Origin of the sequence: Ferrovum myxofaciens (genome assembly GCF_013181415.1) — a bacterium.
Classification (GTDB): domain Bacteria; phylum Pseudomonadota; class Gammaproteobacteria; order Burkholderiales; family Ferrovaceae; genus Ferrovum; species Ferrovum myxofaciens.
This window is the reverse complement of record NZ_CP053676.1, coordinates 110,885-123,088: the sequence shown is the minus strand read 5'-3', so window position 1 is coordinate 123,088 and position 12,204 is coordinate 110,885. Positions and strand designations below refer to the sequence as shown.

13 protein-coding genes and 1 pseudogene are annotated in these 12,204 nt (G+C 54.4%); 4 read left to right on the top strand and 10 right to left on the bottom strand.

Going from position 1 to position 12,204, the window contains the following annotated elements:
• Positions 1-15: 15 nt before the first annotated feature.
• From HO274_RS00640 to trbJ, 10 genes are all read right to left on the bottom strand, one after another.
• A complete protein-coding gene (locus HO274_RS00640) occupies positions 16-450 on the bottom strand; it encodes an EVE domain-containing protein (RefSeq protein WP_273120570.1) in 435 nt (144 codons plus the stop codon).
• On the bottom strand, positions 447-929 hold the full coding sequence (locus tag HO274_RS00635) for a MarR family winged helix-turn-helix transcriptional regulator (protein ID WP_273120568.1): 483 nt from the start codon (positions 927-929) through the stop codon (positions 447-449). Before HO274_RS00635 ends, HO274_RS00640 begins: the two co-directional genes overlap by 4 nt.
• The gene (locus tag HO274_RS00630; protein WP_273120445.1) at positions 907-1,326 is read right to left on the bottom strand and encodes an SRPBCC family protein; all 420 of its coding nucleotides are present in this window, start codon (positions 1,324-1,326) and stop codon (positions 907-909) included. Before HO274_RS00630 ends, HO274_RS00635 begins: the two co-directional genes overlap by 23 nt.
• Before the next feature lie 93 nt (positions 1,327-1,419).
• The gene (gene trbL, locus HO274_RS00625; protein ID WP_031599124.1) at positions 1,420-2,871 is read right to left on the bottom strand and encodes a P-type conjugative transfer protein TrbL; all 1,452 of its coding nucleotides are present in this window, start codon (positions 2,869-2,871) and stop codon (positions 1,420-1,422) included.
• Positions 2,861-4,993, bottom strand: a complete 2,133-nt coding sequence (topB, locus tag HO274_RS00620) for a DNA topoisomerase III (protein ID WP_031599127.1) — start codon at positions 4,991-4,993, stop codon at positions 2,861-2,863. Before topB ends, trbL begins: the two co-directional genes overlap by 11 nt.
• 187 nt (positions 4,994-5,180) lie before the next feature.
• A complete protein-coding gene (gene radC, locus HO274_RS00615) occupies positions 5,181-5,723 on the bottom strand; it encodes a RadC family protein (protein ID WP_273120564.1) in 543 nt (180 codons plus the stop codon).
• Between the two features lie 321 nt (positions 5,724-6,044).
• Positions 6,045-6,605 (bottom strand): lytic transglycosylase domain-containing protein, encoded by a 561-nt coding sequence (locus HO274_RS00610; RefSeq protein ID WP_273120562.1) that lies wholly within the window; start codon positions 6,603-6,605, stop codon positions 6,045-6,047.
• Entirely contained in the window at positions 6,602-6,796 is a 195-nt protein-coding gene (locus HO274_RS00605) for a YqaE/Pmp3 family membrane protein (protein WP_273120560.1), read from the bottom strand. The genes HO274_RS00610 and HO274_RS00605 overlap by 4 nt, the downstream gene beginning before the upstream one ends.
• 3 nt (positions 6,797-6,799) lie before the next feature.
• Positions 6,800-7,279 (bottom strand): hypothetical protein, encoded by a 480-nt coding sequence (locus HO274_RS00600; RefSeq protein ID WP_031598463.1) that lies wholly within the window; start codon positions 7,277-7,279, stop codon positions 6,800-6,802.
• 37 nt (positions 7,280-7,316) lie between these two features.
• Positions 7,317-8,000 (bottom strand): P-type conjugative transfer protein TrbJ, encoded by a 684-nt coding sequence (gene trbJ / locus HO274_RS00595; protein ID WP_273120557.1) that lies wholly within the window; start codon positions 7,998-8,000, stop codon positions 7,317-7,319.
• Positions 8,001-8,680: 680 nt separating this feature from the next.
• Here trbJ and HO274_RS00590 point away from each other — a divergent pair.
• The 4 genes and pseudogenes from HO274_RS00590 (at position 8,681) to HO274_RS13435 (ending at position 12,195) form a co-directional block, all read left to right on the top strand.
• Positions 8,681-9,271 carry a TetR/AcrR family transcriptional regulator gene (locus tag HO274_RS00590; RefSeq protein ID WP_031597213.1) on the top strand — a complete coding sequence of 197 codons (591 nt, stop codon included), beginning with the start codon at positions 8,681-8,683 and terminating at the stop codon, positions 9,269-9,271.
• Between the two features lie 58 nt (positions 9,272-9,329).
• A complete protein-coding gene (locus HO274_RS00585; protein ID WP_031597215.1) occupies positions 9,330-11,114 on the top strand; it encodes an alpha/beta fold hydrolase in 1,785 nt (594 codons plus the stop codon).
• Between the two features lie 610 nt (positions 11,115-11,724).
• Positions 11,725-11,916: a type II toxin-antitoxin system RelB family antitoxin gene (gene relB / locus HO274_RS00580; RefSeq protein WP_031599031.1), complete on the top strand. Its 192-nt coding sequence runs from the start codon at positions 11,725-11,727 to the stop codon at positions 11,914-11,916.
• Position 11,917: 1 nt separating this feature from the next.
• Positions 11,918-12,195 (top strand): annotated as a pseudogene (locus HO274_RS13435) (type II toxin-antitoxin system RelE/ParE family toxin).
• Positions 12,196-12,204 lie beyond the last annotated feature (9 nt).

Below are 12,204 nucleotides of genomic sequence, written 5' to 3'. Positions count from 1 at the left end.
AGCAACGGGGCATCGTCAATCATCCGCTGGAATGCGCCCTAGCATACCGGTCACGATCAACTCGAAATCGGCTTTTGGAATTTCCAGATGTCCGAATCGGAAAGCATAGCCCCACCGACTCTTGTCCTTAATGAAAGAAAGCTGCTCAAGAAGCGGGCGAACGGGCGTATCGGTCGCTTCCATAAAATGGATATCACGCCGGTAGGGGACAAAGCCTGGGAACATTTCAAAGGGATAGACCTTGTCACCGACGACTTTGCCAATGGCTGTGAATTTCTGGCAAGGAACGGTTCCGTCGAATTGTTCCCTGGGCGAGTAATAGATGAGCCAGTCGCCCACTGCCATGCGTTTGAGCGGCAGGGCCTTTCCGTGGCATAACTGACTGAATCCACCAGCCACGCCAGCGCTGACATGTTCTTTCGATGCAACGCCAATCCAGTAGCGCTTCATGGATTGTTGCCCGCGATGATGGCAAGGGTCAGTGCCTTGTAAGTCTCTATTTGGCCTTCCGTGAGGCACGAGAAAAATTCATCGTCGGCGCGCTCGATGGCAATGATGGCCTGGTGAATCAGTTTGCGTCCCGCGACAGTGAATCGAACCTGTATGGCACGGGTATCCGAAGTTGAAGACTCCCGATTGACCAGCCCAGCTTCCTCAAGTTTTCGAATGGCTTTGGAAAGGGTCATCTTGTCGATCTTGGCATGCTCGACCAGGCGAGCCTGGGTCGGTGGCTCATGCTGTCGCTCGAACCACAGGAGTGAAGCCAGGATGGCAAACTGGGTTTGGGTTTGGGTAAGGGCAAACGCATCGAAGATACCGCCGAGTTTTCTCTGCCATAGAGCGGTGAGCTTCCACAACAGGAACCCGGGGCTGTCATCTGCCTGAGCGTGCCTGAAGGGGGAAGACTCAGACACTTCTGGCTTTTTCAATCAGCGCCTCCGTTTGCTTTTCCATTCCATGAGCCACACTTTCCGCAACGATTTTTCTCCACAAAAAAGACAAAAAACCTTCGATGCTCATGGTCGTGCGTATTTCCAGTTCATCATCGTAAGCAATGAATTCATGGCAACCGAACATGCGCGCCCCAGGAAAACAGGTCAAATCGGTGAACTGCCTGCCAGGTTCGACTTTGATGATCCGGATGGAAACTTGTGGGCCATTCTTGGGTTTTAGCTTGAAAGTGTTGCCCACCTTGAACTCGCCGTTCAATTCTGCATATTCGATGTCGGGCTGCCAAGTGTGCCACCGATTGACATCGGTCCATACCATCCACACTTTATTTACTTGCAACCCACTTACCCGCTTGCTGTAGGTCCTGCTCCACATAAATCACTCCCTCTCTCGGCAATATGGAAGAATAGTAACCTAGTTTACATTGTAAGTAAACTTACCAGAGGATAATCTACCGATGGAGAAGAACTACTCCGAATGCCCCAACCGAATCTGAATTCCGCCACTGCTCCCTTCACTTCTGCCAACCTGATCCCTGGATTGCCCAAGGGTATCCAACCCGGTTTTTAGCAATGACGGATCTTTACCGGACCCGCTCGTAGGGGTGGCACCTCCGGAATCAGTGCTTGCACTGGCCCCTGCTGCTCCGCCACCAATGGAATCTGGTGTGTCGGATGACCCTCCCGGTGTAGCAGTGCTTGCGGGACTTGATGAGAGGATTTCAGCAGGTCCGGCCCCACTTGCGTTGGTGGTACCTGATATTGGTGAGAAAGATGTTTCCCCCAATGGGGTAGTGCCCCCAGACTTTGATGATGACGATGCCTGTGTTGCGAGTTTAGCCAGGGTGTCGGTAGCACCTGCACCAGTTCCAAAATTGCTGGCCCCCGCTCCATCTTTTCCACCACTGGCCACCATACTGGCCAGTTTTCCAAGATTTCCAGCTCCACCAGTGGCAAGTCCCGCACCCAACATTGCCCCACCGGCCAGTCCGCCCGCTGCGACCGACGCTCCACCCGCCATGCTCCCCAGACTCATGCTGGGTGAACCATTAAGCATCGATCCTGCAATGCCGGGAACCATGATCCCCATGGCACCGTAGATCAGGGCAGCAGCCCCGACCTGTATGACTGTTTCCGGCGTAAAAGTCCCCAGTTGGGTCACCCAGGTGTTGGCCAGATTCTGGCCCAGACCAACGATCAGATACAGCACAAACAGTTTGATTCCGACGCTGACGGCGTAACCGAGATATTTTTCCGCAAAGACCTGGGTCCACTTGCTCCCGTTAAACCCCAGTAGCAGAGCACCGCCACCGATAATGATGTAACTCTCGATGTTCGTGATCAGAATCTGTAATGCCAGAAGTCCATAGGCGATAATGGCAAAGATCGATCCCAGCAAGGTGGCCAGAGCCCCTGCAAAGGTCTGGCCGATTCCCATTGCAGCCGATGCATTCCCAAAAGCGGTCCAGATTGCTCCAGAGACGGTCATGCCCTGTTCAAAGACTCCCGAGGGATCAAGTGTTACAACTGGGGGAATTCCTCCTCCTCCCGATGCGCCAACGATTTGCCCGGCCTGGGCAAAACTGTTGATGATCATGGGGATCCAGGTGGGGGCCAATCCAAGGAGCATATAAAAGAACAGGATCGAAATCATTTTGAGAGCAAAACTCGCGATAAAGTCCGATAGATCATTTTTTTTCAGGACCCAGTGAATCCCGGTCCATGCGATCTCGATACCCGCCAGCCCGACGAACAGATTCTGGGCCAGCGACAGAGACGCCGACATCCACCCGGCCGACGAACTCTGCACCATATTCTGGATTCCGGTGAGTACATTGGATGCAGCCGCCTGGGCCTCCACCGTAGTTCCGGACAGTAAAATCCCCGACAATGTGGCCTTGGTTATATTTTTAGCGCGCATCCCATTTACTCCCAAGTTTGTTGTTATCAGGCCACCAAGCGGAATTACATCCCCCACACCGGAAATAAGGCTTGCTGGTTTTTGTGAACCTGCGGTCTGTATCCTTCTTGCAAACGGGACATTTTGGTCCCCCTGAATTCGAAGTAGATTGGGTCGGCTTTTTTCCCGCGTCCGACGCAGAACTTTCGAACCGTTTACCAGGCTTGCCCTTCTCATCGGCAAAGGCAGCGCTACAGTCTGGGCAGCGGTGATAGGGTTTCCCTGCTTTACTCGTCAGTCTGATGCAATGCAAACTACCGCACGCCGGGCATTCACACGCCAAAATCTCTTTTTCCATGAGTTTTCCTCTCAAAAGAGTCTCTGAAAGCCGTCGAACGGTTTGAATTTGTCCACCCATGAAATCGGCCATGGTGGCGCGCGAGGCCGCGATATCGGCCAAGGAATCCTCCTGCAGGGCAGTGGTCCCGGGGTCGGTTATCTCCGGGGCCACTCTGCGTACCATTTCAATGAGGTCAATCCCCCTTAGCGTCGGGTGAATTTCCTTGTTGATGCGTTTGGCGTAATCCCGTTTGATCAGGGTCTCGATGATGGATGCCCGTGTCGCTTCTGTCCCCAGCCCGGAAGTTTCTCGCAGCCGCTTTTTCAGTTCAGGATCTGCCACCAGTTTATGAATGCTGGTCATCGCGGCAATCAAGGTGCCGTCTGTAAAGGGTTTTGTAGGGGTTGTATGCTTGATCAGGACCTCAGCCGAGACACATCGACGGGTTTCTCCCCTGGAAAGGACGGGTAACTCACCCTGCGTCACCGATTCCGTATCGTCCTCATGTTTCCCGTATCGAGTCCATCCTTTTTCCATGACGATTCTGGTGGTTGCACTGAATCTGTCTCCGCCCTGAAACAGGAAAATTGCCTCACGGGCTTCAAAACTCTCCGGGAGCATGAACAGCCGGACATAGGACTCACAGATCAGGCTGAACACATGGCGAGCATTCTGGGAAAGAGTCATCCCTGTTTTTTGTCCCGTTGGAACAATCCCATGGTGCGCCTCAACCTTTCCGGTATTCCAGGCTGCATGGGTGCGTGTAATGTTCACGCCATCAGTGTTATCCAGTCCGATGGCTTCCAGCACAGCTCCTGCTTTGTCCCGCAACTCCACGGGCAAATAAGGGCAATCAGTACGGGGATAGGTGGTCAGCTTCGCTTCATAGAGTTCCTGAGCCGCCTCCAGCGTCTGTGCTGCGGACAGGCCATATCGACTGCTGGTCATTTTTTGTAACGAACTGAGAACATAGGGCAAGGGGGACGCTCTTGAGCCGATTTTGCTGGAGAACTTCTCCACCTGGAAGGGCTGAGCTATTACGCGCCCGGCGACCTGATCCGCCGCATGGCGTTCCAGCAAAAGCCCATCCCCCAGCAACTCTTCAGGAATTTGCCATTGGACCTTGATGCTGCCGTCCAGCGTGGCCTCCACCTGGTAATGCTCCTGTTGCCGAAACGCCCTGATGGCCCGTTGTCGATTTACCAATAGTGCAAGGGTCGGTGTTTGTACTCGTCCCACACTCCATGACCCCGGTATCCCAAGGGCCTGGAGGTTTCTGCTGATCGCAATGGATTCATTCATGCCCGCGAGCCAGTCCGCATATTGACGCGCCAGAGCCGATTCATAAACCGACCGCAAGGCTGAATTCGGTTTGATGGTGGCCAGCGCCCGGCGAATGCTTTCGTCATCGAGGCTGGACAGCCACAGGCGTGAAGTTTTTCCACGCCAACCCAGATACCCCAGCACTTCGTCCACCAGAAGCTGACCTTCCCGATCTGCATCCCCTGCATGCACGACTTCGCTGGCCTTCGCCAGCAATTCGCGGATGGTTCTGATCTGTTTTGCCGGATTTCCCTGACGGGGAGACAGTTTCCAGTCTTGAGGGATGACCGGAATCTGCCAGGACTGCACTTTCCCGCCGACATACTCTTCCGGAGGAACCAATGCCAGCAAGTGGCCATAACACCAGGTAATGACCGTATTATTGGAACACTCAATATACCCTTCGCCATGACCCAACTTGCCCACCATACCGGCAATGGCTTTTGCGACTGATGGTTTCTCTGCGATGAACAGACGCATGGCATAGTCCTCTGTGATTGTTACTGATTAATTTCTGCTCAATGGTCTTTGAGGCTTCCCAATCAACATCTAAACCCGTTCTGCACTGGTTTATCCACAGAAAAAGTGGATATCTTTTGACCGTTGTACAGACTCGGTAGAGAGGGAACAGATGCCCTTTGAGAGGTCATCTGTTCCTGAAAAGTGATCAAAGCAGGCCGCGTTCTGCAAAACTGATGCACTCGGTCCCCGCCACGATGAAATGATCAAGGACCCTGGCATCAATCAGGTCCAAGGATTTCCTCAACGCTTCCGTGAGTCTCTTGTCGGCCTGACTTGGTTCTGCAAGGCCACTTGGATGGTTGTGCGCCAAGATGACCGCCGCCGCATTGTGGTGCAATACCCGTTTTACTACCTCTCTGGGGTATACGGAAGTTTGGGCCAGGGTACCCCGAAATAATTCTTCCACGGTGATGACCCCGTGCTGTGCATTCAGAAACACGATACTGAACACTTCATGCTCCAGTCCTGCCATCTTGATCCGCAGAAAATCCCGTACTGCTCCCGGACTGTTCAGAAATGATTCTGCTTTCCGGATTCTCGAAGCCAGAATATCCAGTGCCTTCTGAATGACCCCATCCTCGATTTCTGTCCCATAAGAGGGAAGGTCTTCCGTCTGTAGCACACATGCGGTTTGGTGAGTGTCGGTCTTCATTTGTCTGGATTTTCTGGTTTTGGTGATTGCGTCCATGCTGTTTCTCCTTGTTGTCGGTTGTTTCATGCGTTTTGGAGCCGTGTCGCAGAGCGCAAGGAGAAGAAAGCAAGGAGAGAACGGAATGGCCCGAAGTCAAAAAATGGTGCGGCCAGCGCGCAGGGTTACCGAGCACTGCCACGGTTTTTTGATGGAGCCGGAACGGTTGGCTTGAAGTGAAGGACGCTTTCGGAACTTGGGAACACACGGCCACTGCATGAAATACAGACACAAAGGGATGGCGCAGATACCGGTTAAAACCGGAAAAGACAGACTTGACTACCTGATTTTCGGGAAACGCGACAACGGTCGCGCCACCTTTTAGAATCCTTTGGGTGTCAAAGGGCTGGATTGCGGGGTCCAGGTAGTGGGCGACGCATCACCTTGATTTTTCGTAGCCATGGCCCACCTGGCTAGATGCCCACCCGGAATACTGGGCACCCCAGCTTTTTCGAATACGCGGGCACTGTATCGTGCCCCGGAGAGTCCTCGGGTATTACCCGTGTTGTAGGCAGAGAGAGCACCTTGGAGGTTGCCGCCAGACTGCGCCCAGGCGCTCAAAAGAATGGCCTGCGCGGCCGCCAGGTTCGTGCAAGGATCCAGCACCTGATCCATGGTCAATCCCAGAGCAGGCAGATTCTTGCTGTTGATCTGGGCCAGACCGATATCGACGGAGTGGCCCTGACGGATCAAGTCTCCTGCCATTTGGGCGGCTTCGTACAGACTTCCCAAATGGTAGGTTTTTCCAGAATCATTGTCGTGCAAAGCGAGGGAATCTCCCCCGCTTTCCTGTTGCACGATGGCGGCCATGGTGATGGGAGCCACCTGGGGAGCGCACTGCACAATGAGTTGTGCCGGCTCAGCAGACAGAGCCCCCATCATCGCTCCGGACCCAAAGCCTGCTCGATTTTCTGGTCGGTTTTGTACTGGCTCAAGGCATAGACTGCCCATATGACCGCCGGGATCCAGCCGATGAGGGTGACCTGAAGCAGGAGACAAAAAACCCCTGAGATTGGACGACCGATTGTAAAGAATGTGAGCCAGGGCAGACAGAATGCAATGATGAGCCTCATGATTTATATTCCTTGTGGAAACATGGTGTTCCAGTTATTGGAAACTGATAGGCCACCCTGTGCGTTACCGTTCTGGTAACTTGCGTGCCCACAGGTATCCTGATAACCATAAGGACCGAAAAGAGGATAACTGCCAGCATGTGTCTGATAATTTTCCGATCCTATCAATTTGCTCCTGTAAGCCAGCAATTTTGACTTGGGAACATGACCATCCAGGTCGTTGATTTTTTCATGTACAGAACTATTCCAGCCTGACAAATAACCATCTTTGAATCCGTCTATAAAAGCCTGCTGATTACAGGTGCCCGTCGGTATGGAGATATTAAAAATGGGTTGATACCCTGTGCCATCGCCAAGTTGCCCAACCGGCACGGAAACTGATGGGTTAAATTGCGCCAATGAAGTATTGAGTTGAGGTAAATTTGCGCATCCCGAAAGGATGATCAGCAGGCCGAGCGAAGCCATTGTATGTGTTTTTTTCATCTTCGAATTCTCCAGTTGAAGGGAATGTATAACGAGCTCAATACAAAGGGGTTGTTGGAGTATTGAGCATCTTCAAGAGACCTTGGGTCTGCGCGTCCTGCGCGTGGGTCTGCCCCGCCACATAGTTGGCCATCATCTGATTCCCTGCGTTCATGTCTTGCTGTAATGATTGAAGTTGATTGATCATCAAGCCGGATATCTGGTTTCCGGCCTGTAACACTTGCATTCGTCCGGGAGCTGATTGGCTCGCGGCCTGAATAGCCGCCAAGGACGCTTGTGTAGTTCCGAAATCTTGTTGACTGAGGCCGTATTGTTGAAGGGTTGCCGCAATCTGACTGTCTGTATTCTCTGTCCATTTTTGCAGACTACCCTGATAATCAGACAGAGCCTGGGTGGGGTCACCATACTGTTGTTGAACATCTGCCACGGTATTCTGGGTGGCGTAGTTCAGCCCTTGGGCATTACCCACGAGACTGACCAGCGTGTTGAGGGTCGGCAGGGTGGACTGCCACAACTGATCAGGAAAACTCTGAAGATTCCTGACCTGATTCTGAACCATCATCAACTGCTGCTGAAGTTGCATGGCCTCTTGGCTGTACTGTTGCACAGCAGTAATTTCCTGGACGATCTGCTCGGGAAATGTGGCACCTCCCGTAAAAGTTCCTGCTGTGGCACCGACTGACCCCAACGAAATACAGAGTGTTATGACAGTTTTTTTCATCACTGCTCCTTTCTTCAAAGATGGTCATCGGAACGATGGCCCTGATCAGACTCTGCGGGGAGGGAACGGAAGAATTTCTGGCTATTTGCAATCTGAGGTTAGATCGGACTATTTTTTGATCGAGCGAGGCTGATTCAGGGCCTATTATTCTGGTTGGAATTCGATTTTAGAGCCAGACCTTCGAAAAATTCAATTGGTTGGGTTTGCTGCTGAAATGGCAGCTCTGAACCTATTGCGGTCACACATACACCCAGATATGCTGTCATTTGAACGGCTGCTGCACTTCGGAACCGGTCGGAAGGCCAATTCACACTGCTCGGCCTGAGCCGATGTTGACGGCGTGCTTCTGATCGGTCGGCAGTGCGCCGGTTTCCCGCCGTTCGGCCTACGAGCCCGTTGAACGGCAGTTTCGTTTTCCACCGAGCTCACACATCGCGCCCTTTGCTGACGGTCGGGTTTCTCCGTCTGCTCCGGCTTGACCGACTTCAGTTGATTGAACCTCGACCGGGCAATCGAATCCGCCTTCGGGTCGCACGCGAGTTCGAATGGTTACCCGGCCCCATCTCCCTCTCCGATCACCATCGCGGTGGGAGATTTATTGGCTGAAATCGTCAAAAATTAGATGGGTACTTAGAATCGACTATTGCAAATAATATATAGACTGGTCTATAATTGTCGTCATGGCTAGAAAGGGCGAACAAACTCGAGAACGGCTGCTCGCTGCCACGCTCAATCTGATCGAGAGGCACGGCTTTCACAATGTCGGTCTGCAACGGATTCTCAATGAGAGCAGCACCCCCAAGGGATCTTTGTATTTCCACTTTCCTGGTGGCAAGGACCAATTGGTGGCGCAGGCGCTCGCAATGGGATCGCAGGCGATTGGGGCGCTGATGCAGCAATGCTTTCAGGCACCCTCGGCAGCCGCGGGCATTGAATTTGTCGCGCGCGAGTTGGAGGGACGGCTGCAAGCGTCGGATTTCCAAAAAGGCTGCCCGGTTGCCACGGTTGCCTTGGAGGTGGGCGATGAGCATCCAGAAGTGCGTCGTGCTTGCGAACAGGCCTACGCAGACTGGTTGGACGCCATCGCCACCGCCTTGAAACGGCATGGTGCGACAGCGATACGAGCTCGCGAGGATGCTCTGATGATCCTGTCTTCGATTGAAGGCGCCCTGATTTTGGCCCGGGCTACTCGCAGCGTTCAGCCTCTCCGAACCATCTGCCGCATGCTGGTAACGCGGCTGCAGGAGGTGCCCGCGATGTCCGATCAATGAGACCTTTTTTGACCAACTAATATATAGACCGGTCTAGTTAATAAATCAGGAGGTATCTATGCTGTCCTTGCAAACCGAACCGAAAACAATACTAGTTACAGGCGCCAACGGTTTTATCGGCAAGTGGCTGGTACCGGTTCTGCTCCGGCGCGGACATCGGGTGATCGCCGCCCTACGCGACGTCGCACAGCAGGAAGCCGGCTATCGCACTTGGCTGACTCGGCGGGGCCTGCGGGAGCCGGACATCCGCTTCGTGAACCTCAATCTAGAGAACATCATCCGCTTCGAACAGGCGCTGTCGCCAGCCGAGTCCAGCATCGAAGTCGTGTTCCATTTGGCGGCGGCCTTTGCCTGGAACCTGGCGCCAACTCAAGCACAACGCATCAACGTCGACGCCAGTGAGTCCTTGGTGCGCTGGGCTGCGCGTCTTCCTTTGCTGCAGCGCTTCGTCTGGATCGGCGGTTACCGAATTGCCGCCGACGAACCAGGCGACGAAACCGCATGGTACCGGCGGCTGGGCGGATATGAAGCCTCTAAGCGCATCGCTCACCGGCACCTAATCGCCGAATGCACCCGCTTACGGCTACCATGGACCGCCCTCAACCCGGCGGCGGTAATTGGCGACAGCCAAGACGGCGAAACCACCCAGTACCTCGGAATCGGCGAGATGGTCGAGCAACTCTTTCACGGCCGGTTGCCTGCCCTGCCCGGCAATCCCGATACTTTCATACCGCTGTGCCACGTCGACTATGTTGCGGAATTCGCGGCCCGAATACTCGACTATGCGGAGTCCGCCAACCGCCAGTACTGGCTGCTGGACCCGGACACCCCCCGACTCCACGACTTGTTGCGCCTGGTGGGCAGCATTCTGGGCGTGCCCGTGCCACAGCGTTTTGTCTCGACCGGCGTGTTGAAACGGCTGCCTGCCGCCTTGCTTCCCGGAGCCAAGGAGACCTTGAGCTTCCTGGCGGAAGACCGCTACGACACCGTTCCCGCACAGGTCTTGGCGCAGCGCATGGGAATCGATGGACTGATCAAGACGCGCAACCTGGCGCCTTGGATTGCCAAATTGGTCAGCGCCGACTTCGGTTCCGGCGCGTATCGATCAAATCCCGTAGGCCATGAACCTGCCCAAGCAGGATTCGAACGGGGGCAATGGGTCAAGCGCCTGCCCGGCGACGGCACCCCCATTGTCTATTTGCACGGCCTACCCCTTAATGGCGACAGCTGGGATGCCGTTCGCAGCCACCTAGACAATCCCGCCATCATCCCGGACCTACCGGGGATGGGACGCTCGGGAACGGTGGAAGCCATCGGTCAAGCCTGGCTGGATCGGCTGGTGACCGAGCCTGCCGTTCTGGTGGGCCACTCGCTGGGTGCGGGCATTGCTTTGGCATTTGCGCGCCGCCACCCGGACAAGGTCAAGGCCTTGGTGCTGGTGTCACCTTTCTTCCTGCAGGCACGACCGCCAATGCTGCTGCGGGTGTCTTCACTGGGCAGGCTGCTTTTTCGCCTTCTGCCGAAGACGACCTTCGCTCACCAGATACATCCCGATGGTCTAAACCACGTATCGATCGCCAGCGCCTTCACGTCGCTGGAACGCCCGTCCGTGCGTGTCCAGACGTTCACCCGCCTGGCGCAAGCGAGCGGCGAGTCGGAACGCGCACGCTTCCGCCAATGGCTATCGGAACTGAAACAAATACCGATCCATTTGATCGTAGGCGCGCAGGATCCCTTGTTGCATCTCTGGAACGGCCCAGTCACGGTTATTGCCGATACCGGTCACAATCCCCAGTTGACACACCCGGAGCGGATAGCGGAGGTCGTCGCCAGAGTAGCCTAGTCATTCGTGCTGCCCACTGCCTCCGCCGCGACATGGCCTCCAAGCCAACTGCTGAACTCCGTGGCAACGGGGTCGTTCGTCATGTTCGACCATCCTAGAATATGAGTTGGCAATTATCAGAAGAGCAAGAGGTTCTGTTAGTTGGCGCATGCCCCTATCGACTACGCATTGCTCGTTGAGGTTACAGCGGCAGAAATCGGATCTGCGGACAGCGCAGGGTCGAGTGTATGAGTTCATTAGGTGGGGAAACTCACCCTCAACGGCTTGGCGGTACCACGGTCTGCTGACTGTCAGATCGTTGTCGTTCGTTCGGCTCAGGCCCAAAGACCGGAATGGCCGACCTCCAGTCCGTGGGTTGACGCGCCAAGCGTCCGCTCAACTCGGATACCTGCCTTTGAACCCATGACAGTTCATCCGGCAGCAATGAGGCGAAAGCTGTCAATAGCCGAATTTCTTTGTACTTTGAGGTACAAGCACAAAAATTCCGCATCGGACACGCGTTTTATACGCCGGATCGGAGGGCAAGGAAAGTATTGGAAGCGGCTTGTGTTGAGTGTGTGACGAATTTACGGGGATTGGCGTAAAATGAAAGAAACGGAGGAATTAGCAAATGAGCGTCGCTCTGTCTCCCCTTGTTTCAGAATTCGAGAGTGTCGATCAGGAAGCCAGTTATGTCGCTTGGTTGCGCACCAAGGTCGAGTTGAGTTTGGCTGACAAGCGGTCACTCATCCCGCATGACGAAGTGATGGTCGAGATGGACAGCATCATCGAGGAAGCCGAGGCCGCACTGCGGGGGACGTGATTTGTTGCTCATCGCTTGGCGGGCTACAGCCCGCGATGATTTGGCGCAAATCATCCGTTACATCGCTTTCGAGAATCCACCGGCAGCCCGGCGTATGAAACGCCTACTGGAAGAGTCATTCTTCCAGCCGCTGAACACCCGTACTTGTACCGACAGAGTGAGCGCGTCCCGGGCATGCGCGAGATTGTGGCCCATCCTAACTACATCGTTTTCTATCGCGTTGCAGCGACTTGCATTGAGATCGTAAATGTAGTTCATGCTCGCCGAGAATTTCCTTGATCACTTCCT

Bases quoted from the DNA above. Each gene is read 5' to 3' on its own strand.
- HO274_RS00590 (WP_031597213.1), top strand. From the start codon at position 8,681: ATGGCTAGAAAGGGCGAACAAACTCGAGAACGGCTGCTCGCTGCCACG.
- HO274_RS00605 (WP_273120560.1), bottom strand. From the start codon at position 6,796: ATGAGGCTCATCATTGCATTCTGTCTGCCCTGGCTCACATTCTTTACA.
- relB (WP_031599031.1), top strand. From the start codon at position 11,725: ATGAGCGTCGCTCTGTCTCCCCTTGTTTCAGAATTCGAGAGTGTCGAT.
- radC (WP_273120564.1), bottom strand. From the start codon at position 5,723: ATGGACGCAATCACCAAAACCAGAAAATCCAGACAAATGAAGACCGAC.
- topB (WP_031599127.1), bottom strand. From the start codon at position 4,993: ATGCGTCTGTTCATCGCAGAGAAACCATCAGTCGCAAAAGCCATTGCC.
- trbL (WP_031599124.1), bottom strand. From the start codon at position 2,871: ATGCGCGCTAAAAATATAACCAAGGCCACATTGTCGGGGATTTTACTG.
- HO274_RS00585 (WP_031597215.1), top strand. From the start codon at position 9,330: ATGCTGTCCTTGCAAACCGAACCGAAAACAATACTAGTTACAGGCGCC.
- trbJ (WP_273120557.1), bottom strand. From the start codon at position 8,000: ATGAAAAAAACTGTCATAACACTCTGTATTTCGTTGGGGTCAGTCGGT.
- HO274_RS00630 (WP_273120445.1), bottom strand. From the start codon at position 1,326: ATGTGGAGCAGGACCTACAGCAAGCGGGTAAGTGGGTTGCAAGTAAAT.
- HO274_RS00600 (WP_031598463.1), bottom strand. From the start codon at position 7,279: ATGAAAAAAACACATACAATGGCTTCGCTCGGCCTGCTGATCATCCTT.
- HO274_RS00610 (WP_273120562.1), bottom strand. From the start codon at position 6,605: ATGATGGGGGCTCTGTCTGCTGAGCCGGCACAACTCATTGTGCAGTGC.
- HO274_RS00640 (WP_273120570.1), bottom strand. From the start codon at position 450: ATGAAGCGCTACTGGATTGGCGTTGCATCGAAAGAACATGTCAGCGCT.